Source organism: Citrobacter sp. CF971 (genome assembly GCF_006385635.1).
Classification (GTDB): Bacteria; Pseudomonadota; Gammaproteobacteria; order Enterobacterales; family Enterobacteriaceae; genus Citrobacter; species Citrobacter freundii.
On sequence record NZ_CP041051.1, the window covers coordinates 1,133,972 to 1,157,185 of the forward strand.

The 23,214-nt window shown below is 52.2% G+C and carries 19 protein-coding genes and 1 pseudogene; 8 read left to right on the top strand and 12 right to left on the bottom strand.

Features of this window, described 5'->3' with window-relative positions; all coding sequences use genetic code 11:
- Positions 1-443: 443 nt before the first annotated feature.
- Positions 444-1,505, bottom strand: a complete 1,062-nt coding sequence (locus E6P06_RS08860) for an EAL domain-containing protein (RefSeq protein ID WP_246862898.1) — start codon at positions 1,503-1,505, stop codon at positions 444-446.
- Between the two features lie 89 nt (positions 1,506-1,594).
- On the opposite strand from E6P06_RS08860, the gene E6P06_RS08865 reads away from it, so the two are divergent.
- A complete protein-coding gene (locus E6P06_RS08865; RefSeq protein ID WP_000019445.1) occupies positions 1,595-2,575 on the top strand; it encodes an IS5-like element ISKpn26 family transposase in 981 nt (326 codons plus the stop codon).
- Positions 2,557-2,763 carry a hypothetical protein gene (locus tag E6P06_RS28230; protein WP_371419195.1) on the top strand — a complete coding sequence of 69 codons (207 nt, stop codon included), beginning with the start codon at positions 2,557-2,559 and terminating at the stop codon, positions 2,761-2,763. Before E6P06_RS08865 ends, E6P06_RS28230 begins: the two co-directional genes overlap by 19 nt.
- Here the strand turns inward: E6P06_RS28230 and E6P06_RS08870 are convergent.
- The 5 genes and pseudogenes from E6P06_RS08870 to E6P06_RS08890 all read right to left on the bottom strand — a co-directional run.
- Positions 2,724-3,878 (bottom strand): annotated as a pseudogene (locus E6P06_RS08870) (EAL domain-containing protein); the annotation flags it as partial. The gene E6P06_RS28230 and the pseudogene E6P06_RS08870 sit on opposite strands and share 40 nt — an antisense overlap.
- Positions 3,841-4,020 carry a hypothetical protein gene (locus E6P06_RS28235; protein WP_139935131.1) on the bottom strand — a complete coding sequence of 60 codons (180 nt, stop codon included), beginning with the start codon at positions 4,018-4,020 and terminating at the stop codon, positions 3,841-3,843. The gene E6P06_RS28235 and the pseudogene E6P06_RS08870, both read right to left, overlap by 38 nt.
- Positions 4,002-4,982: an IS5-like element ISKpn26 family transposase gene (locus E6P06_RS08880; RefSeq protein WP_000019445.1), complete on the bottom strand. Its 981-nt coding sequence runs from the start codon at positions 4,980-4,982 to the stop codon at positions 4,002-4,004. The genes E6P06_RS28235 and E6P06_RS08880 overlap by 19 nt, the downstream gene beginning before the upstream one ends.
- A 225-nt stretch (positions 4,983-5,207) precedes the next feature.
- Entirely contained in the window at positions 5,208-6,596 is a 1,389-nt protein-coding gene (locus E6P06_RS08885) for a diguanylate cyclase (protein ID WP_139935132.1), read from the bottom strand.
- 79 nt (positions 6,597-6,675) lie between these two features.
- Positions 6,676-7,308, bottom strand: coding sequence for a LysE family transporter (locus tag E6P06_RS08890; protein ID WP_139935133.1), 633 nt, complete (start codon positions 7,306-7,308; stop codon positions 6,676-6,678).
- A gap of 272 nt (positions 7,309-7,580) precedes the next feature.
- Between E6P06_RS08890 and yahO the strand changes: the two genes are divergently transcribed.
- Complete coding sequence (yahO, locus tag E6P06_RS08895) at positions 7,581-7,856, top strand: DUF1471 family periplasmic protein YahO (RefSeq protein ID WP_003021310.1); 276 nt, start codon at positions 7,581-7,583, stop codon at positions 7,854-7,856.
- Positions 7,857-7,888: 32 nt separating this feature from the next.
- Here the strand turns inward: yahO and prpR are convergent, their stop codons facing one another.
- Positions 7,889-9,499, bottom strand: a complete 1,611-nt coding sequence (gene prpR, locus E6P06_RS08900; protein ID WP_016149666.1) for a propionate catabolism operon regulatory protein PrpR — start codon at positions 9,497-9,499, stop codon at positions 7,889-7,891.
- A gap of 252 nt (positions 9,500-9,751) precedes the next feature.
- Here prpR and prpB point away from each other — a divergent pair, with 252 nt between their 5' ends.
- The 4 genes from prpB (at position 9,752) to prpE (ending at position 15,425) form a co-directional block, all read left to right on the top strand.
- Complete coding sequence (gene prpB / locus E6P06_RS08905) at positions 9,752-10,633, top strand: methylisocitrate lyase (protein ID WP_003021316.1); 882 nt, start codon at positions 9,752-9,754, stop codon at positions 10,631-10,633.
- 80 nt (positions 10,634-10,713) lie between these two features.
- Entirely contained in the window at positions 10,714-11,883 is a 1,170-nt protein-coding gene (gene prpC / locus E6P06_RS08910) for a 2-methylcitrate synthase (protein WP_003838667.1), read from the top strand.
- 163 nt (positions 11,884-12,046) lie between these two features.
- A complete protein-coding gene (locus E6P06_RS08915) occupies positions 12,047-13,498 on the top strand; it encodes a bifunctional 2-methylcitrate dehydratase/aconitate hydratase (RefSeq protein ID WP_139935134.1) in 1,452 nt (483 codons plus the stop codon).
- Positions 13,499-13,538: 40 nt separating this feature from the next.
- Positions 13,539-15,425 (top strand): propionate--CoA ligase, encoded by a 1,887-nt coding sequence (gene prpE / locus E6P06_RS08920; protein WP_139935135.1) that lies wholly within the window; start codon positions 13,539-13,541, stop codon positions 15,423-15,425.
- A gap of 44 nt (positions 15,426-15,469) precedes the next feature.
- Here the strand turns inward: prpE and E6P06_RS08925 are convergent, their stop codons facing one another.
- The 4 genes from E6P06_RS08925 to E6P06_RS08940 form a co-directional block, all read right to left on the bottom strand.
- Positions 15,470-15,742, bottom strand: a complete 273-nt coding sequence (locus tag E6P06_RS08925; protein WP_003838662.1) for a YceK/YidQ family lipoprotein — start codon at positions 15,740-15,742, stop codon at positions 15,470-15,472.
- Positions 15,743-15,896: 154 nt separating this feature from the next.
- Positions 15,897-17,150 carry an MFS transporter gene (locus E6P06_RS08930; RefSeq protein WP_003847667.1) on the bottom strand — a complete coding sequence of 418 codons (1,254 nt, stop codon included), beginning with the start codon at positions 17,148-17,150 and terminating at the stop codon, positions 15,897-15,899.
- Between the two features lie 51 nt (positions 17,151-17,201).
- Positions 17,202-20,285: a beta-galactosidase gene (locus E6P06_RS08935; protein WP_139935136.1), complete on the bottom strand. Its 3,084-nt coding sequence runs from the start codon at positions 20,283-20,285 to the stop codon at positions 17,202-17,204.
- Between the two features lie 121 nt (positions 20,286-20,406).
- Entirely contained in the window at positions 20,407-21,489 is a 1,083-nt protein-coding gene (locus E6P06_RS08940) for a LacI family DNA-binding transcriptional regulator (protein ID WP_003838656.1), read from the bottom strand.
- A 164-nt stretch (positions 21,490-21,653) separates the two neighbouring features.
- Between E6P06_RS08940 and E6P06_RS08945 the strand changes: the two genes are divergently transcribed.
- The gene (locus tag E6P06_RS08945) at positions 21,654-22,262 is read left to right on the top strand and encodes a class I SAM-dependent methyltransferase (RefSeq protein ID WP_371419196.1); all 609 of its coding nucleotides are present in this window, start codon (positions 21,654-21,656) and stop codon (positions 22,260-22,262) included.
- Here E6P06_RS08945 and E6P06_RS08950 read toward each other — a convergent pair.
- Positions 22,259-23,209 (bottom strand): GlxA family transcriptional regulator, encoded by a 951-nt coding sequence (locus tag E6P06_RS08950; RefSeq protein WP_139935138.1) that lies wholly within the window; start codon positions 23,207-23,209, stop codon positions 22,259-22,261. The genes E6P06_RS08945 and E6P06_RS08950 overlap by 4 nt on opposite strands.
- Positions 23,210-23,214: the final 5 nt, after the last annotated feature.

The following is a 23,214-nucleotide window of genomic DNA, read 5'->3' on the forward strand; positions in this document are numbered from 1 at the left end:
CGATCACTAATATTGATTATGAACTCTATGACTGAGGTAGCCAAAATCTTCAGGTTGCCACCCGATTTAAAGCTTCTTGGTCAGTTTCTCATTAGGGATTAATTTCGGGGAAATGCCACGTTTTTAAGGCTAAACCAGCCTATCATGCAGGAAAATCCTTCTCGCCGTTTTTTTTGCACAATACAAAACCTCCATATGGAGGAGCGTTAATCTCCATATAAATTTCAAAGATTCTCTAAAAAAAACCTTATTTTTAGGAGGGGGGGAGGCTCTACAACTCATGGCTGTATGGCAATATCTGTAGACTGATAGGTAGCAACAACACGATGTTATGACGTTAAGTTGTATGGTGTTTTGCTTAATTAATGTGCAGTTTTAGTTAAGGGAATAAAAAAACCGGCACGGGAGCCGGTAAGTGGAACAATGTAGGAATATAATTATTATTATAATTCAGCCAACTCAATAGGAACGGGTTTCCCTATATGGTATCCCTGTAACCAACCAATACCCATGGTAATTAGCATCTTTTCAATTTCCTCATTTTCAACAAACTCAGCTACCACTTCCATATTTTTGAGTTTTGCTACTTCGCAGAAGGATCTGACGGCGCATCGACTAAATTCATCGGTCAGTATATTACGGATGAAGGAGCCATCAATTTTCAGAATATCTGCGTCTAATGTTCTGAGTCGTGAATAGCTTGACGCCCCTGTGCCAAAATCATCAATAGCAATTTTAGAACCGGCTTTACGTAATGCTCTCAGAACATCAGTGACATTAGCGTTGTCAATGATATCTGATTCAATGATTTCAAAAATTATACGTTTAGGTGCGATGGAATATTTTCTAAACAATGTGAAAACATTATCAAGGAAATCAATTTTATTAAGCGAGTCAGGTGTCAGATTAATGGAGAAATGACTGCTCGGGTCAGATTTCTGCCGTGACTGTATAAAACGAAATGTTTGCTCAATAACAGTGATATCCAGTGCAGGAAGTAATCCTGCCTCGCGAGCAACCGGTAGGATGGTGTCTGGAAAGATTAACTTACCATCAACCATTTTTATACGAATAAGTATCTCGTGATAACGTGTCAGTCCCGTAGTTGAAACGATAGGCTGAACAACCAGCATCGTTGATACGATGGGTTGAGCCATAAGCTCAAACGATTTTCTGTCAATTGCTTTTTGCAACATATGACGAATGACAGCCTGACTGACAATTTTATCACCTGGCACCTGCGGGCTGAGTAACAACGGTTGTCCCTGCATTAACGAGATGTAGCTTTGGGTATTAAGATGTTTAATTGCTTGTGATAAATTTTTAATCAGGTTTTTCTCGGTGGTATATGCCACACCACAAGATAGTCCCAATTGGTAATCCTTCCAGATAAAACGAAAAGAGTTTAGGTCTTTGTAAAGAGCAGGAATGTCAGGGACAGTATTAAGGCGAAGAATTATTCCATGACCTGGTGCGTAATAAATGTTACCTGTATCCTTAATCAATTTACGTACATATGCGCTTAGGGAAGGTGCGAACAAGTTCCTGATATGAGATCATCATATTCATCCGGAGCGCATCCCAGAGGGACATCATGAGCCATCAACTCACCTTCGCCGATAGTGAATTCAGCACTAAGCGCCGTCAGACCCGAAAAGAGATTTTCCTCTCCCGCATGGAGCAGATTCTGCCATGGCAGAATATGACCGCTGTCATCGAGCCGTTTTATCCCAAGGCGGGCAATGGCCGACGGCCCTATCCGCTGGAGACCATGCTGCGTATTCACTGCATGCAGCATTGGTACAACCTGAGCGACGGTGCCATGGAAGATGCCCTGTACGAAATCGCCTCCATGCGCCTGTTTGCCCGATTATCCCTGGATAGCGCCCTGCCGGATCGCACCACCATCATGAATTTCCGCCACCTGCTCGAGCAGCATCAACTGGCCCGTCAATTGTTCAAGACCATCAATCGCTGGCTGGCCGAAGCAGGCGTCATGATGACCCAAGGCACTTTGGTGGATGCCACCATCATTGAGGCACCCAGCTCTACCAAGAACAAAGAGCAGCAACGCGATCCGGAGATGCATCAGACCAAGAAAGGCAATCAGTGGCACTTTGGCATGAAGGCCCACATTGGTGTCGATGCCAAGAGTGGCCTGACCCACAGCCTGGTCACCACCGCGGCCAACGAGCATGACCTCAATCAGCTGGGTAATCTGCTTCATGGAGAGGAGCAATTTGTCTCAGCCGATGCCGGCTACCAAGGAGCGCCACAGCGCGAGGAGCTGGCCGAGGTGGATGTGGACTGGCTGATCGCCGAGCGTCCCGGCAAGGTAAAAACCTTGAAGCAGCATCCGCGCAAGAACAAAACGGCCATCAACATCGAATACATGAAAGCCAGCATCCGTGCCAGGGTGGAGCACCCGTTTCGCATCATCAAGCGGCAGTTCGGCTTCGTGAAAGCCAGATACAAGGGGCTGCTGAAAAACGATAACCAACTGGCGATGTTATTCACCCTGGCCAACCTGTTTCGGGTGGACCAAATGATACGTCAGTGGGAGAGATCTCAGTAAAAACCGGAAATAACGCCAGAAATGGTGGAAAAAATAGCCTAAATAGGCTGATTCGATGTGTTTGCGGGAAAAAAATCGGCCCAGATCCGCGAAATTTTAATCAGCGAGTCAGCTTGGGAAGAAATGACCTGCTTATTCGCACCTTCCTTAGCGCTTTTACAAATTCAAAACGGAATTCTATTCCATGAGTTTGCTCCAGCGTATTCAACTCTGTACAACGGATGTAACACAAGCACTCTGTTGCGTGTTTACGGATGTCCATTTGCAGGGCCTGAAAGTTAGGCAGTCCGGTATTAGGCTCTGATCTAAAAAGTTGTTTGAGGCGGCGGAGATATTTTCGGTTACGGACCACAAGTACACCGGTAACAACAATCGTAAGAGAAAAGACAAACACTATCGTGGAGGAAATCACGAGACTATGTAAATAATTATTATAGTTATCCGGTGAAATATAACTGTTTATATAATATCCCAACAGGATGAGCATTGTTACCCATACAGGGGATATAAAAGCATGGCCAATGCAGATCACTCCCCACAGCATTACTGGAAGTAACCACAGTAATGAATAGTCTGTAAATATAAGAATATCTTCTCTGATGACGATCAAAGCGGACATAATGCAGAGTAACAGCACCAGCCATAATACTTGATACAGAATAGGAGGGCCGGATTTTATCAGCGTCTTCACTTGTCTGATGTATAAAATGCACCATGCAGGGTTTTGAACGCTTCTAAGCAACAGATAACAAAAAGGGATGCCAGTCAGGCAAGAGTTCATCAACCACTGTAAGTTAATTAGTGTTTGTAGTGTAAAAAGGTTTGTGATCGGTGCTGAGGCAGTGTTTGACTGGAGCCAGTGATCAATCGAGATGAATAGTAAGGCGTTGCAACACACGAGCCAGACAATACGCAGGGTTGTAAGCTGGCTACGACCAAAGCTAACCGCGCCTCGTTTACCTGTCGAGAAAAAGTAGAGTGTCTGGCTAATGAGAGCAGCCAGTAGCTGAGCCGTTAGCGTGAATACCGAAGATAAAGAGTAAGAGTAAAGGGCATACAAGAAAAAGGCACCCAAAATTGGCAGCGCCTTTTGCCGGTATAAAACCAGCAGTGCAGAAATAAGAGGTAAAGTGAGATCGTAAAAATGCAGTGTTATACCCGCAACATCCTCTTGCTTACTGAGATGACCAGCGATCAGCTGTAATGCAAAAAACGCGATGCCTACACAAAAATAGTCTCTAAATGTATTAATAAAATTTATATTTTCAGTTTTTCTTAGGGAAGGTGCGAATAAGCAGGTCATTTCTTCCCAAGCTGACTCGCTGATTAAAATTTCGCGGATCTGGGCCGATTTTTTTCCCGCAAACACATCGAATCAGCCTATTTAGGCTATTTTTTCCACCATTTCTGGCGTTATTTCCGGTTTTTACTGAGATCTCTCCCACTGACGTATCATTTGGTCCACCCGAAACAGGTTGGCCAGGGTGAATAACATCGCCAGTTGGTTATCGTTTTTCAGCAGCCCCTTGTATCTGGCTTTCACGAAGCCGAACTGCCGCTTGATGATGCGAAACGGGTGCTCCACCCTGGCACGGATGCTGGCTTTCATGTATTCGATGTTGATGGCCGTTTTGTTCTTGCGCGGATGCTGCTTCAAGGTTTTTACCTTGCCGGGACGCTCGGCGATCAGCCAGTCCACATCCACCTCGGCCAGCTCCTCGCGCTGTGGCGCTCCTTGGTAGCCGGCATCGGCTGAGACAAATTGCTCCTCTCCATGAAGCAGATTACCCAGCTGATTGAGGTCATGCTCGTTGGCCGCGGTGGTGACCAGGCTGTGGGTCAGGCCACTCTTGGCATCGACACCAATGTGGGCCTTCATGCCAAAGTGCCACTGATTGCCTTTCTTGGTCTGATGCATCTCCGGATCGCGTTGCTGCTCTTTGTTCTTGGTAGAGCTGGGTGCCTCAATGATGGTGGCATCCACCAAAGTGCCTTGGGTCATCATGACGCCTGCTTCGGCCAGCCAGCGATTGATGGTCTTGAACAATTGACGGGCCAGTTGATGCTGCTCGAGCAGGTGGCGGAAATTCATGATGGTGGTGCGATCCGGCAGGGCGCTATCCAGGGATAATCGGGCAAACAGGCGCATGGAGGCGATTTCGTACAGGGCATCTTCCATGGCACCGTCGCTCAGGTTGTACCAATGCTGCATGCAGTGAATACGCAGCATGGTCTCCAGCGGATAGGGCCGTCGGCCATTGCCCGCCTTGGGATAAAACGGCTCGATGACAGCGGTCATATTCTGCCATGGCAGAATCTGCTCCATGCGGGAGAGGAAAATCTCTTTTCGGGTCTGACGGCGCTTAGTGCTGAATTCACTATCGGCGAAGGTGAGTTGATGGCTCATGATGTCCCTCTGGGATGCGCTCCGGATGAATATGATGATCTCATATCAGGAACTTGTTCGCACCTTCCCTAGCGCTATTTAGATTTGGTGTATTTGATTTGCATCTTATTACGTGGCTGTTATTTTCATCATGCAAATATGCCTGAATAAAAATAACAGCTCGATATTTATCGCAAGCCAGATAAATACCCTGAACGGGGTATTTATTTCTCTGCAGGGCAATGGTTATTCCTGATAAACCTCAACGCGGTCGCGACCATTACTTTTTGCCAGATAAAGTGCGCGATCGGCTTTATCAACCAGCTGTTTGTAGTCGGGATGATAATCATATTCGGCAATACCGATACTGACGGTAATAGAAAACGTTTCTGTCGCAGAGGCTGCCATGCGCATCCCAGCAATTTTCATGCGCAGCGTTTCCAGAATAATACTGGCCTGCGATTCATCTGACTCGACGAGCAGAATCATAAATTCTTCACCACCGTAGCGGAACACATAATCGCTGCTACGGATATGATCATAAATGACCGCTGCGACATTTTTGAGCGTCAGATCGCCGATATTATGCCCGAAGTTATCGTTAATTTGCTTGAAGTAGTCGATATCCAGCATCGCCAGGCTAAAAGGCTTACGCGCATGTAACGCCAGCGAGATTTCACGTCGCATGATGGTCGGAATAAAGCGGCGATTAAGCAACTGGGTCAACGAATCTTTACCATTTTCCTGCTTAACCAGCGCCTCAAACATTGAAGCGAGCAGGAAATGGATTTTTGCCGACAGCTGGCGAACATCCTGTAATAAGCTCATCCGCTCGGGTTCTGTCGGCTGATGCTGAGGTGACAGGGTTGTCGTCAGACGGGTGTCGATCTCTGCAATCAGTGATTCCATTTCTTTGAGCAAATTGCTGTTGCCAAGAATATGTTTTCCCTTATGTGAGAACCACATACCAAAATCAGAGTTCGCAAGAAACACCATTTCACCGAAAGGCATTCCGGTGGCAATGTTATAGATAAACTGGTTTTCCCAGTCGGTAAACGAACGGATTTGCCGTTCGCGCTCGACGTTAACGTCATCGTAAATAGTCTGCAGACGATACTGCTCCTGTGTATGCAGGGAGTTTTGGTAGCTTGGGGAATAGGAGACGGTCATGGCCTCCAGCGCAGTATCCATTGCCAGACTGCTAAAACAGATAGCCCTGCTCAGCAGGGAAGACGAGTCGTCAGCTTTGGTTTTCAACACCCGATACAGCTCATCTTTGAGCTTACGCGCGCCGCGGTTCACCAGATCGATGGGCAGACCGATACGGGCATGCACTACGCCAATTTTGCGTTGTTTGGCCAGCAGCTGTGAGAGATCTTCGTGCGCGCTGCCGAGCACGCTGCGTAACCAGTCAAACATACTGCCGCTGAGGCGGGTACTGACCTGTTCTGTATTGAGGAACAATGCACTCTGGGCATGTGAGAGCATATAGTCATAAAAAACGGTCACTAAATGGTGGATCTCTTCATCGCTTAACGATGTGAGGAGCGTGTGAACGTCAGACGATGTTTGTCGTATCAGCGCCTGCCATTCTGTAAGGAGTAATGTGTCGTTTACCGGTTCAATCTGTTCCATCTCGCTGCCACTCAACATGCGATTAAAAATTCAGGCAGTATTACGGACAATTACCTCACGATGGTCAAGTTAAACTCTCTTATCGATGGCTAATACCCTCATAAATAAGCCTGAGCGCGAAGACACCTATTATTGCGCCAATGACTCGGCTGGCAACGCATTGGATGCGACCATACGCCCGTCGCACTGCAGGCAAAGAAAATGCCTGGCTGAGAAAAATACGCCAGATAACGGAAGACAACACAATACCTGCCCAGGCCATCACTCTGGCCCACGTAGGTGTGTCTGCGCTTAAGGTGACCGAGAAGATACTAATAAAAAACAGTACGGTTTGCGGGTTCGATAAATCCGTTAGTAATCCTCGGCGGAAAAATACATACCAGGGGGCGGAAATCGGCTGCTGTAGCGTGGGCATTTGCGGCGTGGCCTGATGGCGGATGCTGTTCCAGGCAAACCACAGCAGATAGACGCCGCCGACAATCTTAATCAATGAAAATATCTCTTCACACTGGGTGATTAGCGTTGCCATACCACAAAGCCCAAGGCCGGAGTAAAACGCATCACCTAAGGCGACCCCCAGACCGGTCATCACACCTGCGCGTCGTCCGGATGCCAGGCTAGTTTGTACCACTACGAACAGATTTGCGCCGGGGTTAAAAAAGGTTAAAACAAACAGGCTGACGGTGAGCATGACGGCGTGTAGCGGTTCCATAGACAACCATTCCTCAAATATTCATAAAGTTAACACTATAATTTCAGCGAGCTGGCTGTTCTGAGGATCAACTCACACTGGCTATTGAAACTTTGATCTGGTTGATGTGCTGATACTCGACGGCCGGTTTTTCTGCGCTGCAAAATTTCTATATATTTCTGCTGAGTGTGGATTTTTTATCCAGGCTGGACTAGTTATTAATCATCCTTGAATCGCGTTATCTCATGTTCAGGGATCGATGATGGCGTCATAACAAAACCTGGAGCTGGTCTATGAAAACTGGAATTAAAGTACTTATTGGTGCGTTAGCTTTTGTCGTGACCAACGCATATGCCGCGGAGTTTATGACAAAGCTTGAGTTTGAAAAGGTTGAGTCGCAGTACACAAAAATCGGTGATATCTCAACGAGTAATGAAGTTTCTGTCGCAGATGCCAAAGAAGAACTGCTGAAGAAAGCCGAAGAGAAAGGTGCCGATGTTGTGGTATTAACTTCCGGTCAAACGGATAATAAAATCCATGGCACAGCCAATATCTACAAGAAAAAATAATACGCTGCTGTAAAAATCACGATTCCCGCCGGTCATTGTACCGGCGGGTTTTCTTTTAATCTGCGCCAGAACGTGGTTCTGCTAATTCCGAGATAGCGTGCAGCCGCGGTTTTATCACCATTGAATTGTGCCAACACCTGCTGCGGCGTCAGCAATGACGATGATTGTGGTGAGTCTGCAACAATGGCCAGTTCCGGTAATAGCTGTTGTAAAAAATCAACATTCAGCTCCGGCTGCGGCTCGACGCTTAAAAATAGCGCCAGGCGCTCCATCATATTACGCAGTTCGCGGATATTCCCCGGCCAGCCATAATTCAGTAACGTCGGCTGACTTAAACCCAGCCCCTTGCGTACTGGCTCAGAAAACGGCACATCCAGTTCCGCCAGCGACTGTTTTAAAAAACCTTCTGCCAGCGGCAGGATATCGGGCAACCGCTCGCGTAGCGGCGGCAGCTTGAGGCGTAAAATGCTCAGGCGATAAAACAGATCGGTACGAAACTCCCCCTGTTTCATCTCCTGCTCCAGATTACAGTGTGTGGCGCTAATCACCCTGACATCGACCGGAATAGGCTGATGCCCACCGACTCGGGTGACCTCTTTTTCTTCCAGTACGCGCAGCAGCCGGGTTTGTAACGGCAGCGGCATCTCGCCTATCTCATCAAGAAAAAGGGTTCCGCCATGAGCAATTTCAAACAGGCCCGCGCGTCCTCCCCGACGAGAGCCGGTAAAGGCGCCATCTTCATAGCCGAACAGCTCCGCTTCCAGCAATGATTCGGTGATTGCTCCGCAGTTGACGGCAACAAACGGCGGCGAGGGTTTACCGCGCCGATTCTCCTGACGAGTGAAAAACTCACGGTGAATGGCCTGTGCCGCCAGCTCTTTGCCCGTACCGGTTTCACCCTGAATTAGCACCGGCGCACGCGAGCGGGCGTAGAGCATAATGGTGTGTCGCACCTGTTCCATCTGCGCAGAATGACCGCGCATATCACCGAGCGCGTAGCGGGTGCGTAACGTATCGCCAGAAGCGTACTGACCGTTTCTACGCAGCGTCAGGCGGGTCATATCAAGCGCATCGACAAAGGCCTGGCGCACGGTGGCCGCCGAATAGATAAAGATGCCGGTCATACCTGCTTCTTCTGCCAGATCGGTAATCAATCCCGCACCAACTACCGCCTGCGTGCCGCCAGCCTTCAGCTCGTTGATTTGCCCGCGGGCATCTTCCTCGGTGATATAGCTGCGCTGTTCAAGCTGCAAATTGAAGGTTTTTTGAAAGGCGAGAAGCGCAGGAATGGTTTCCTGATAGGTAATGACGCCAATCGACGAGGTGAGCTTTCCTGCTTTTGCCAGCGCCTGTAGCACGTCAAATCCGCTGGGTTTAATCAGGATCACCGGGATCGATAAACGGCTTTTCAGATACGCCCCGTTGGAGCCAGCCGCAATAATGGCATCACAACGCTCGGTAGCCAGTTTTTTGCGGATATACGCCACCGCTTTTTCGAAACCAAGCTGAATGGGGGTGATGGTCGCCAGGTGGTCGAACTCCAGGCTGATGTCGCGAAACAGTTCGAACAGGCGCGTGACAGAAACCGTCCAGATAACCGGTTTGTCGTCGTTCACCCGCGGTGGAAGATGCGTATCAGCCATAACTAACCCAAAAAGTAAGGAACCGAGTATTAGGGTTTAGTTGTGTTTCATAAATGTTGCAATGAAACATGAAGGAACGTTTCATGAAACGATAGCTGACACGCTTTTGTGCAATAAAGATACAGTAACTTATATTAATGTATTGTTTTTTAAGGGAAATATATAAATTAATTAAAAATTAAGGTCTTTGGCATCCCCCTTGCTTTAAGTAAATCAACGAATGCTAACAAGTTGATAACAAGAGGACGGGATATGTCTCTACACTCCCCAGGGCTGGCGTTTCGCGCTGCGCTCAGCAAAGAAAATCCATTACAAATCGTGGGCACCATCAACGCCAATCACGCTCTGCTGGCCCAACGCGCCGGGTATCAGGCGATTTATCTCTCCGGCGGCGGCGTCGCTGCGGGGTCGCTGGGGCTGCCGGATCTCGGTATTTCTACCCTTGATGATGTGCTGACCGATATTCGTCGCATTACTGATGTTTGCCCGCTGCCCTTGCTGGTGGATGCGGATATCGGGTTTGGATCGTCAGCGTTCAACGTGGCGCGTACCGTGAAGTCGATTTCCAAAGCGGGTGCTGCAGCGCTGCATATTGAAGATCAGATCGGCGCTAAGCGCTGCGGCCATCGCCCGAACAAAGCGATCGTCTCTAAAGAAGAGATGGTTGACAGGATCCGCGCCGCGGTGGATGCACGTACCGATCCCAACTTTGTCATCATGGCGCGGACCGATGCGCTGGCGGTAGAAGGGTTAGAGGCAGCCATCGATCGTGCCCAGGCGTACGTCGAAGCAGGCGCGGACATGCTGTTTCCGGAAGCTATCACCGAGCTTGCGATGTACCGCCAGTTTGCCGACGCGGTGCAGGTGCCGATCCTCGCCAACATTACCGAATTTGGCGCTACGCCGCTGTTCACCACCGATGAACTGCGCAGCGCAAACGTCGCGATGGCGCTGTATCCGCTGTCGGCTTTCCGCGCTATGAACCGCGCTGCGGAAAAGGTTTACAACGTGCTGCGTCAGGAAGGAACGCAAAAGAGCGTGATCGACATTATGCAGACGCGTAACGAGCTGTACGAAAGCATCAATTACTACCAGTTCGAAGAGAAACTCGACGCGCTGTATAGCAAAAAGTAACCGTCGTAGGCCGGATAAGGCACAGCCGCCATCCGGCAATAAATTTGTACCCTACATATTATAAAAATGACGAGGACAACATGAGCGACACAACGATCCTGCAAAATAGTACCCATGTCATTAAACCTAAAAAATCGGTTGCGCTGTCAGGCGTTGCCGCCGGAAATACCGCGCTGTGTACCGTAGGCAAAAGCGGTAACGACCTGCACTATCGTGGCTACGATATTCTCGACCTGGCGCAGCAGTGCGAATTTGAAGAAGTCGCGCATCTGCTGATCCACGGGAAATTACCCACCCGCGATGAACTCACCGCCTATAAAAGCAAACTCAAAGCGCTGCGCGGACTGCCCGCTAACGTACGCACCGTGCTGGAAGCGCTGCCTGCTGCCTCGCATCCGATGGATGTGATGCGCACCGGCGTCTCCGCGCTGGGCTGTACGCTGCCGGAAAAAGAAGGTCATACCGTCTCCGGCGCGCGCGATATTGCCGACAAGCTACTGGCATCGCTCAGTTCAATCCTTTTGTACTGGTATCACTACAGCCATAACGGCGAGCGTATTCAGCCGGAAACTGACGATGATTCCATTGGCGGTCACTTCCTGCACCTGCTGCATGGCGAAAAACCGTCGCGAAGCTGGGAAAAAGCGATGCATATTTCGCTGGTGCTGTACGCCGAGCACGAATTTAACGCCTCCACCTTTACCAGCCGCGTGATTGCCGGGACCGGCTCCGATATGTATTCCGCGATTATCGGCGCGATTGGCGCACTGCGTGGACCGAAACACGGCGGGGCGAATGAAGTGTCGCTGGAGATCCAGCAGCGCTACGAAACGCCGGACGAAGCCGAAGCGGATATCCGTAAACGCGTGGAAAACAAAGAAGTGGTGATTGGCTTTGGTCATCCGGTTTACACCATCGCCGACCCGCGCCATCAGGTGATCAAGCGCGTGGCGAAACAGCTTTCTCAGGAAGGTGGTTCGCTGAAAATGTACAACATCGCCGACCGTCTGGAAGACGTAATGTGGGAAACGAAAAAGATGTTCCCCAACCTCGACTGGTTCTCGGCGGTCTCTTACAACATGATGGGCGTTCCCACCGAAATGTTCACCCCGCTGTTTGTCATCGCCCGCGTCACCGGCTGGGCGGCGCACATCATCGAACAGCGCCAGGACAATAAAATTATCCGTCCTTCCGCCAACTATACCGGCCCGGAAGATCGCGAATTTGTCCCGATTGAAAAACGTTGCTAATTCAAAACCTCATACCCTAAATAATTCGAGTTGCATGAAGGCGGCAAGTGAGTGAATCCCCAGGAGCATAGCGAACTATGTGACTGGGGGGAGCGAGCGTAGCCAACGCGCATGCAGCTTGAAGTATGACGGGTATAAAGATAAAAAACAGGAAATGTACCCTATGTCCGCACATATTTCGAACGTCCGCCCCGAATTTGACCGTGAAATCGTTGATATCGTTGATTACGTCATGAACTACGAGATCACCTCGAAGGTGGCGTATGACACCGCGCATTATTGCCTGCTTGATACCTTAGGCTGCGGCCTGGAAGCGCTGGAATATCCGGCCTGTAAAAAACTGCTGGGGCCGGTCGTCCCAGGCACAGTGGTACCGAACGGCGTACGCGTACCAGGCACCCAGTTCCAGCTCGACCCGGTGCAGGCGGCGTTTAACATCGGTGCGATGATCCGCTGGCTGGACTTCAACGATACCTGGCTTGCTGCTGAGTGGGGTCATCCTTCTGATAACCTCGGCGGTATTCTGGCCACGGCTGACTGGCTGTCGCGTAATGCGGTGGCGGTGGGGAAAGCGCCGTTGACCATGAAAACGGTGCTGACCGGGATGATCAAAGCTCATGAGATTCAGGGCTGTATCGCGCTGGAAAACTCGTTTAACCGTGTTGGTCTCGATCACGTCCTGCTGGTAAAAGTGGCTTCCACGGCGGTGATCGCTGAGATGCTTGGCCTGAACCGGGATGAAATTCTCAACGCCGTGTCGCTGGCGTGGGTCGACGGCCAGTCGCTGCGTACTTATCGCCATGCGCCAAATACCGGCACGCGTAAATCCTGGGCCGCAGGCGATGCGACCTCGCGCGCGGTACGTCTGGCATTGATGGCTAAAACCGGTGAGATGGGGTATCCGTCTGCGCTGACGGCGAAAACCTGGGGCTTCTATGACGTCTCTTTCAAAGGCGAATCTTTCCGCTTCCAGCGCCCGTACGGCTCTTATGTGATGGAAAACGTGCTGTTTAAAATCTCCTTCCCGGCCGAGTTCCACTCTCAGACCGCGGTAGAAGCGGCCATGACGCTGTACGAGCAGTTACAGGCCGCAGGTAAGACTGCTGCCGATATCGAAAAAGTGACCATTCGTACGCACGAAGCCTGTATCCGCATCATCGATAAAAAAGGCCCGCTGAATAACCCAGCGGACAGGGATCACTGTATCCAGTATATGGTGGCCATTCCGCTGCTGTTCGGGCGCTTAACGGCGGCAGATTACGAAGACGGCGTGGCGCAGGACAAACGCATTGATGCACTGCGCGAGAAGATCAACTGCTTCGAAGATCCGGCCTTTACCGCCGATTACCACGACCCTGAAAAACGCGCCATCGCCAACGCCATCACTCTGGAATTCACCGACGGCTCACGCTTTGAAGAAGTGGTTGTGGAATACCCAATCGGCCATGCGCGTCGTCGTACTGACGGCATGCCGAAGCTGGTCGAGAAGTTCAAAATCAACCTGGCGCGTCAGTTCCCGACCCGTCAGCAGCAGCGCATCCTGGATGTCTCCCTGGACAGAACTCGCCTGGAGCAGATGCCGGTCAATGAGTATATGGATCTCTTCATTATTTAAACCAGCGTGCAGCAAGGCGTAGGTTCAACAGGAGAGCATTATGTCTTATAGCGAGTTTTATCAACGTTCCATAACGCAACCGGAGTCGTTCTGGGCCGAGCAGGCCCAGCGTATTGACTGGCAGCAGCCGTATACGAAGGCACTGGACCACAGCAACCCGCCGTTTGCCCGCTGGTTTTGCGGCGGCACGACCAATCTGTGCCATAACGCCATCGACCGCTGGCTGGAGAAACAGCCTGACGCGCTGGCGCTGATTGCTGTGTCATCAGAAACTGAAGAAGAACGCACTTTTACCTTTCGTCAGTTGTATGACGAAGTGAACGTCGCGGCGGCGATGCTATTGTCGCTGGGCGTACAGCGTGGCGAGCGGGTGCTGGTGTATATGCCGATGATCGCCGAGGCGCACATTACGCTGCTGGCCTGCGCACGCATTGGGGCAATTCATTCGGTGGTGTTCGGTGGTTTCGCCTCGCACAGCGTGGCGGCGCGCATCGACGACGCCAGACCGGTGGTTATCGTCTCGGCGGATGCCGGGGCGCGCGGGGGCAAGATCCTGCCGTATAAAAAGCTGCTCGATGATGCGATCGAACAGGCGCAGCACCGACCGCGTCATGTGGTGCTGGTCGATCGCGGTCTGGCGAAAATGGCGCGGGTCGAGGGACGTGACCTCGACTTTGCCGCCCTGCGCCAACAGCATCTCGGCGCGCGGGTACCAGTTGTCTGGCTGGAATCAAACGAAACATCCTGCATTCTCTACACCTCCGGGACAACCGGTAAACCGAAAGGCGTCCAGCGCGACGTTGGCGGCTATGCGGTCGCGCTGGCGACCTCGATGGACACCATTTTCGGCGGTAAAGCGGGCGGCGTGTTCTTCTGCGCGTCGGATATCGGCTGGGTAGTTGGGCATTCGTATATCGTGTATGCCCCGCTGCTGGCGGGGATGGCGACGGTGGTTTACGAAGGTCTGCCAACGTATCCGGACTGTGGTGTATGGTGGAAAATTGTTGAGAAATATCAGGTCTGCCGGATGTTCTCCGCCCCGACCGCCATCCGCGTGCTGAAGAAATTCCCGACCGCGCAAATCCGTAATCACGATCTCTCCTCGCTGGAGGTGTTGTATCTGGCGGGGGAACCGCTGGACGAACCAACCGCCAGTTGGGTAACAGAAACGCTGGGCGTCCCGGTTATCGATAACTACTGGCAGACCGAATCCGGCTGGCCGATTATGGCAATTGCCCGCGGGCTGGACGACAGGCCGTCGCGTCTGGGCAGTCCCGGCGTGCCGATGTACGGCTACAACGTACAACTGCTCAATGAGGTGACCGGTGAACCTTGTGCGGCGAATGAGAAGGGTATGCTGGTGATTGAAGGGCCGCTGCCGCCGGGCTGTATCCAGACTATCTGGGGGGATGATGCGCGGTTTGTGAATACCTACTGGTCGCTGTTTTCTCGCCAGGTGTACGCCACCTTTGACTGGGGCATTCGTGACGCTGACGGCTATTACTTCATACTTGGCCGTACGGATGACGTGATAAACGTGGCAGGACACCGGTTGGGGACGCGCGAGATCGAGGAGAGTATTTCCAGCTATCCGAACGTTGCCGAAGTGGCGGTAGTCGGCGTGAAGGACGCGCTGAAGGGGCAGGTAGCGGTCGCGTTTGTTATTCCGAAACAGAGCGACAGCCTTGAAGATCGCGACATCGCACATTCGGAAGAGAAGGCGATTATGGCGCTGGTGGACAGCCAGATTGGCAACTTTGGCCGTCCGGCACACGTCTGGTTTGTGTCGCAGTTGCCGAAAACACGTTCCGGTAAAATGCTCAGACGGACGATCCAGGCGATCTGCGAAGGCCGCGATCCCGGCGATCTGACGACCATTGACGATCCCGCGTCGCTGCTGCAAATCCGTCAGGCGATCGAGGAGTAACATCGTGTGATGCCCGGTGGCGCAATGCTTACCGGGCCTACGTTCTAATCCACTTTCTTATACGGCCCGTGATAGTAATCAAACGGCGCATAAACCGTATCGGCCACGAACGATAACGGCACATCAACAAACAACAGCGCTAAATCGAAATAGTTATAATCGTAAGCGCCTGGGTTTTTTAGTTTATCAATATCATGATGCATACCCACGTAATAGGTATCTGAATTCTCGCCTGCCGTGCGTGCATCAATGCTGCCACATCCTGAAAGTAGTGCGCTGATAAAGAGCGCCGTTACCGCAATTGTCTTTCTGCTCATGCTATGACCTGGCTTCTCACCCCGTTTTACCATAACGGTAAAAAAGCGGTTTGTTGCCCGCAGAACTTAAACCTCCAGGTCAGGATGGTCGTGTGAAGATGACGCGTTGTATGCCGGATAAACCACGTGATTGGGGCATCCGGCAAAGATGCTTTTACAGCGCGACGCTTTCGCGACGACGCAGCAGGGAAAACGGCCCCGGCCCACTTAGGGTAAATACGGAAATCAGCGTGAAGCTCAGCGCAATGATCCCCAGCACCAGATAAGCTCCCTGGAAACCAATACTTTCATACATTTTCCCGGCCAGAACTGACATGAAAATCATTGCTAACTGTTTGAAGAAGCAGAAACACACCAGATAAATCGTCGCCGAGAAACGCACTTCAAACTGACTGGTGATGTATTTGAAGCAACCGACGATCAGGAACGGTATCTCAAACATATGCAACGTTTTGAGAATAACGACTTCCAGCGCAGTAGTGGCGAATGAGGAGCCAATAATCCTTACCGACATAATCGTACCTGCCAGCAGCAGGGCGTTCTTCCCGCCGATGCGATTCACAATCAGCGGCGCAAAGAACATGATTGAGGCGTTGAGTAATTCTCCCATCGTCGTGACGTAGCCAAACACGCGGGTACCCTGTTCGCCGGTGGCAAAGAACGAGGTAAAGAAGTTGGCGAACTGCTGGTCAAACACATCGTAAGTACAGGAAACGCCAACTACGTACAGGGAAAGGAACCAAAGTTTTGGTTGTTTAAATAACTCCAGCGCCAGCTTCAGGCTGAATGCCGAGTTATTGGCGCCTACCGCATCCGCGACTTTTGCAGAAGAGGGGGCATCTGTTTTTGAAAATAACAGCAGCAATGCCAAAATGACCGCGCATCCGGAGCCTAACCAAAAGACAAATTGGTTATTGATGGTGAACATAATGCCGGCAATCGAGGCGCACAGCGCCCAGCCTACGCAACCAAACATGCGCGCGCGACCAAATTCAAAGTTGCTTCGGCGGCTGGCTTTTTCAATATAGGCTTCAATCGCCGGAGCGCCGGCATTGTAAATAAAGCCAAGGTAAATCCCACCGACAATTGAACCCAGTAAAATATTAACTTGTAATAACGGACCAAAAACGTAAATAAAGAACGGGGCAAACATTACCAGCATGCCGGTAATTACCCACAGCAGATGTTTACGCAGGCCAAGCTTGTCGGATAGTAGTCCGAAAATTGGTTGGAATAACAAAGAAAACAGTGAGATACAGGCGAAGATGATGCCGGTATCGCCTTTGCTTATATGGTTTACCTCGTGTAACCAGATAGGGAAGAAGGGGAAATACGCGCCCATAATAAAAAAGTAAAAGAAGAAGAAAAAGCCGAACATCCAAAAGTTAGTGTTTTTTAAATAATACATAACAGACTTCCTATAAATGCGGGCAGGTTTGGGCCTGCCCAACTTATATTATTATTTTTGGCCCCAGACGAACTGGAAGTGGTAGCGTCCGGCGCTCAGCAGAAATTCCGGCGACACGGAAGGGCTCCACGAATCATCGCCGCCAACGCCCATATGGAAGCCATCAATATTGAGCCAGGTGCCCGCCTCAGGTTGCAGCAAATGGCGGTGGCTGGTTGCCATCAGTTGCTGCTGGCTAAAGCGGCTGATGTTGAACAGGAAGTCCCCACGCCACTGGTGCGCGCCGTAGTGCAGTTCGCGCGTGCCGCAGCGCAGACCGTTTTCACTTGGGAAAACATACGGGGTGTACATCTCATCAAGCGACAGATCCCAGCGATCAAAACAGGCGGCGCCCAGACGGTCCGGGTAGTTCTCATGTGGACCGAGACCTAACCAGTTCACTCGCTCTGCGATCTGCACTAACTGGCAGCTCAGGCCGATGCGGGCCGGATGCGGCGTACCACTGGCAACGTCGACATCCACCGTTATCTGCATTTCACCCTTGCCGTCAATGCGGTAGCTTTTTCGGCTAATGAACAGCGTTTCGCCCTGATACTGCCACGCATGTTCAGTGGTGATCAGTACCGCATCGCTCAGCGTGTCGGCAGCACAGTGTAGTAACGTTGCTTCAGCCTGATAGTGACCGGCGGCCTTCCAGCGTTCGACCCAGGCGTTAGGGTCGATGCGGGTTGACTCGCTCACGCCGATGTCGTTGTCCAGCGGGGCGCGGGTGAACTGGTCAGTAAGCGGAGTCAACAGTTGGGCTGAATCGCCAATCCAGTACTGTGTCAGCAGGCCAGACTGACGGTCGAATTGCCAGCGCTTGTTGTCGTTCTCAACGGTAAAGACGTTTTCGCTCACATTGAGCTGTGGCGCGGTGCGGGCAGACGGCAGTTGCGTCAGGCTGAGCTTCTCTTGAAGCTTCCATTGCTGCCAGGCGCTGATGTGCCCGGCGTCTGACCACGCGGTTGCCTGAGGTTGTTCTACGCGTACCGTCAGCCACAGCTGACCTGCGGTTTCCTGCATCGGGACATCTGGCAGGGTAATCACCTGGCGACCCTGTGGAGCGATATCCAGAACGATTTCTCCGGCGGCCAGCGGGTTGCCGTCCAGGGCAATAGACCAGTGCAGAACTTCGTTATCGCTGCGGCGGAACAGATATTCGCTGGTCACTTCAATCTGGCGTTCAGCGCCCGGCAGTAACGTGAACTGGAAAAACTGCTGTTCATGTTTGGCCTCGTATAACGCCGGGTGTGGGGTGCGATCGGCGAACACCAGCCCGTTCATGCAAAACTGACGATCGTTAGGTGTGTCGCCAAAATCGCCACCGTAGGCTGACCATGCTTTGCCGTTCTCATCATATTTGGTCAGCGACTGATCCACCCAGTCCCAGACAAATCCGCCCTGCAGGCGCGGATACTGACGGAACGCTTGCCAGTATTTGGCGAAGCCACCGAAACTGTTGCCCATGGCGTGGGCATATTCACAAAGGATCAGCGGACGGTGCTCGCCGGGCATCGACAGCCACTTTTTAATCGACCATTTGGGGACGGCGGGGAAGGGCTGATCTTGATCGACGCGGGCGTACATCGGGCAAATAATATCGGTCGCTGCGGTATTTGCGCCGCCGCCTTCATATTGTACCGGGCGTGACGGGTCTTCTGATTTTATCCAGCGGTAGAGCGCGTCGTGATTGACGCCATGGCCGGATTCATTGCCCAGAGACCAGATAATAATGCTCGGATGGTTGCGATCGCGCTGCACCATGCGCGTGACGCGCTGGCTCATGGCAGGCAACCATGCGGGATCGTCGGTGAGGCGATTCATCGGCACCATGCCGTGGGTTTCAATATTGGCTTCGTCGACGACATACAGGCCGTAACGATCGCACAGGGTGTACCACAGCGAGTGATTTGGGTAATGGGAGCAGCGCACGGCATTGAAGTTATTCTGCTTCATCAGGATGATGTCTTGCACCATCGTCGCCTCATCCATCACCTGACCGTTGATCGGATGGTGCTCATGGCGGTTGGTACCGCGAATCAACAGCGGCTTACCATTGAGTAACAGCAGTCCGTTTTCAATGCAAACCTGACGAAAGCCGACGTCACAGGCCTCCGCTTCTATCAGCGCTCCGTCCGCGGTGCGCAGCTGCACAACGGCGCGGTACAGATTGGGCGTTTCGGCACTCCACAGAGCCGGTTTTTCGACGTTCAGACACAGAGTCACCCGGTCATGATAAGCACCGCGTTCATCAATAATCTCACTGCCGAGTGGGGAATTCGTTTCGGCTGTGAGCGTTTCTCCCTTCCACAATTGCAGGGCTACGCGTAAATCTTCGCTCGCGTTGCCCGCTACTCTGACTTCCACTGCCAGCATGGCGCGGCTGAAGTCGTCGTTAAACCGGGTATTAATGCGCAGGTCGCGAATTTGCGTTGTGGGCTTATGCAGCAAAGATACGTCGCGAAAAATACCGCTCATGCGCCACATATCCTGGTCTTCCAGATAGCTGCCATCGCTCCAGCGCAGCACCATCACCGCCAGACGGTTTTCGCCATGCTGCAGATAATCGCTAAGATCGAATTCAGATGGCAGGCGGCTGTCCTGTCCGTAGCCGACCCAGCGGCCGTTGCACCACAAATGAAATGCGGAGTTCACGCCGTCAAAAATAATGCGCGTCTGACCCTCATCTAACCAGGCATCGTCAATATGAAATGTGAGCGAGTAACATCCCGTCGGGTTCTGTGCCGGAACGTACGGAGGGTTAACCGGGATTGGGTAGGTGACGTTGGTATAAATTGGCGCATCGTAACCGTCCATCTGCCAGTTCGAGGGGACGTTGACAGTATCAGCTTGTGGCAGATCGCTTGTCAGCCAGCTTTCCGGCACAGCCTCCGGCGCGGCAAACCAGGCAAATTGCCACTGGCCATTAAGCGAGCGTAACTGACTTGAACGCTGATTCGTACGTGCGTCATCTGCTGAACGCCAGCTACAGAACGGTGGATGCGCCTCCAGGCGGTTGAGCTGCGTGACGCCGGGATTTTCCCAGTCACGGCGGGCCAGAACAGCGGAGAGTGAATCTGTGTTCAGGTTCATAACGGTATCCTGTTTGAATTTGTTATTCGCTCACAATTTCAATCAAAATAAGGATAAGCGATCCCAACTGTAAAGGCTGGGGCGTTCAATGAGTGAACTCACTCACACAATTGTTGTGCGTTCACAATTTGGGGGCGAGCTGAGAAGCTTGCCGCGCGAGCTGGATCAATGAATCGGCCAGCGCCTGGGGAGAGATAGTTTGCGTATTGGGTGGCAGAACCGTTTTGCGCTTAACCAGGGTGACGGGCAGCAGTTGGTTGCCCACGGTTGATTCGCCACGGGGAAGTTGCAGCAGCCTGTCGACGCTGGTTTCACCCAATAACGGAAAATCCTGCCTGATGGTGGTCAGCGGTGGAATGTAGCAGGCGCTGTCTTCGGTATCATCGTAGCCAATCACCGAGATATCTACCGCCACCCGCAGACCGAACTCGCTGATTGCGCGCATCGCGCCCAGCGCCATTTGATCGTTAGCGACCAGCATGGCGGTAGGGAGGTTACCGTTATTCAGCATATGCATCGTTTGCTGAAAACCAGACATCGCGCTCCAGTCGCCTTCCAGCTCCACAACGGGTTGTAGCTGGTAATGTGCCAGATACTTGTGCCAGCCCGAACGGCGAAGCCTTGCCGAAACGGAAGTGTGCGGTCCGCTCAGCAGGGCGATACGCTGATGTCCGTACTGCACCAGATGTTCAACGCCGAGGCGCGCGCCGTCGTCATGCGAGAAAATCACGCTGTTAATTGGCGTCAGGTCAGAGACATCGAGAAACAGCACCGGCACCGTACCGCAGGCGGCGGCCACGGCAATGGCGTCTTCTTCATCCAGTGGATAGTTGATGATAAGCCCGGTTACGCGCTGAGAAAGCAGGTTGTGGACCGCGGCTTTACATGCCTCAACGCCGCTGCGCTCGACCATGGCGATCACCACGCTGGCACCGGACTGGTCGGCACGGGATTTTATGGCGGCAACGATTTGTGAGGGGGCATGCAGGGCAAGGTTCGCCGTCACAACGCCAATCAGCGGCGTCTGTTTGCCAGCCAGCTGCTGTGCGACGCGGTTAGGGATGTAATTGAGTTCCGCCATCGCGGCCTCAACTTTTTGTCGGGTTTTTGCGGAAACGTGGCTGGCCTGATTAACGACGCGCGAGACGGTCTGGTAAGAGACACCTGCATGGTCTGCCACATCGTATAGCGTTACCGGTTTCACGTTTATCACCCCTGTCATGACGTTATCTGCGCGCTATGATGCCACAGCGGGACGGTTTTGGGGGATTTACGCATAGGTTCTGCGAGGCGCATTCCAGGGTTGCGGATCGTGTGCTGGAGCATTTATCGTCGTTCTTCTTAACAGAAGAAAAAAGTGAGGACATTGTGAGCGACTCTGCGGCAAATAATATCCTGTCCATTTACCGACGCCATGCGGAGGCTTTTGCCAGCCAGCGCTCACGCGCCTTGTTTGAGAAAAGCTGGCTGGACAAGTTCATTACCGTGATGGGCGGGCAGGGCAGCATTGTGGATATTGGCTGCGGTAACGGTCAGCCGATTGCGGGTTATTTTATCCAGCAAGGTTTTCAACTGACGGGAGTTGATGGTTCCCCGGAAATGCTGGCGCGGGCGCAGCACTCTTTTCCCGCACAACGCTGGCTGGAGCAGGATATGCGCGAGCTGGCACTTAACGAGACATTCGACGGCCTGATCGCTTGGGACAGCTTTTTTCATTTAACCCAGAAGGACCAGCAAAAGATGTTCCCGATATTTGACCGGCTCAGTCATCCAGGCAGCGCGCTGATGTTTACCAGCGGTACGGACAATGGCATCGCGATGGGGCAATTTGAGGGTGAGCCGCTGTTTCACGCCAGCCTCGCGCCGGACGAATACCGCGCATTGCTGTCAGCGCATGGTTTTGCGGTAGTCGAGATGGTGATGGAAGATCCGCACTGCGCCGGGCACACCGTCTGGTTGGCGCAAAAAAGAGGCTAATCGCCGCGAAAGGTTTTACGCCATTCAGCCGGGCTAACACCAAAGTGGGATTTAAAATGCTGACGCCAGGTGACAGGCGACTGAAAACCAACCTGTTCTGCAATGCGTTCAACGGGTAACTTGCTGGACTCCAGCAACGTCTGGCTACGGCGCAGGCGCTCGGCAATCAACCATTCGGCTACGCTTGACCCGGTGGCCTTCATAAAATGACGAGTGAGGGTACGACGGCTCATCATCACTCGCTGCGCCAGCTCGTCGAGATTATGCGGTTCGTGGAGATGCTGGCGCAAATAGTCGAGCAGGGCGTTGATGCGCTGATCCTGGGTATTTTTCGCTACCGGTTGTTCGATAAACTGTGCCTGGCCGCCCTCGCGATGTGGCGGCACAATCATCCGTCGGGCAATCTGATTCGCCACCGTGCTGCCAAAACGCTGGCGGATGACGTACAGGCAGCAATCCAGCGCGGCGGCGGTCCCTGCCGAGGTAATAATACCGTCGTCATCCACGTATAGCGCGTTGATATCCAGACGGGCCGCCGGAAAGCGCGCCTGAAAATCCTGCTCGAACTCCCAGTGCGTAGCTGCCCGTTTGCCATCCAGCAGACCGGCATAGCCGAGAACAAACGCGCCCAGACATAACCCAACAATTTGCGCGCCGTTTTGTCGTGCGCGGTTGAGCGCATCAAGCAGGCTTTGTGGTGGTCGATGTGCCGTGGTACCCCACCAGGGGATCACTACAATGTCGGCGGCCTCAACTGCTTCATAGCCGTAGGCTGCGGTAATGGCGAAGCCATCCTGCGAGGAAACTATGCCCGGCTGTTCGGCGCACAGTTGCACCTCAAAGCGCTTTTTCGACGCCACTTTGTCACTGAAAATAATGCACGGCACTGAGAAGTGAAACGGGCTGAAATCTTCCACGGCGACAATGGCGACGTTAAGCGGTTGCATACGAT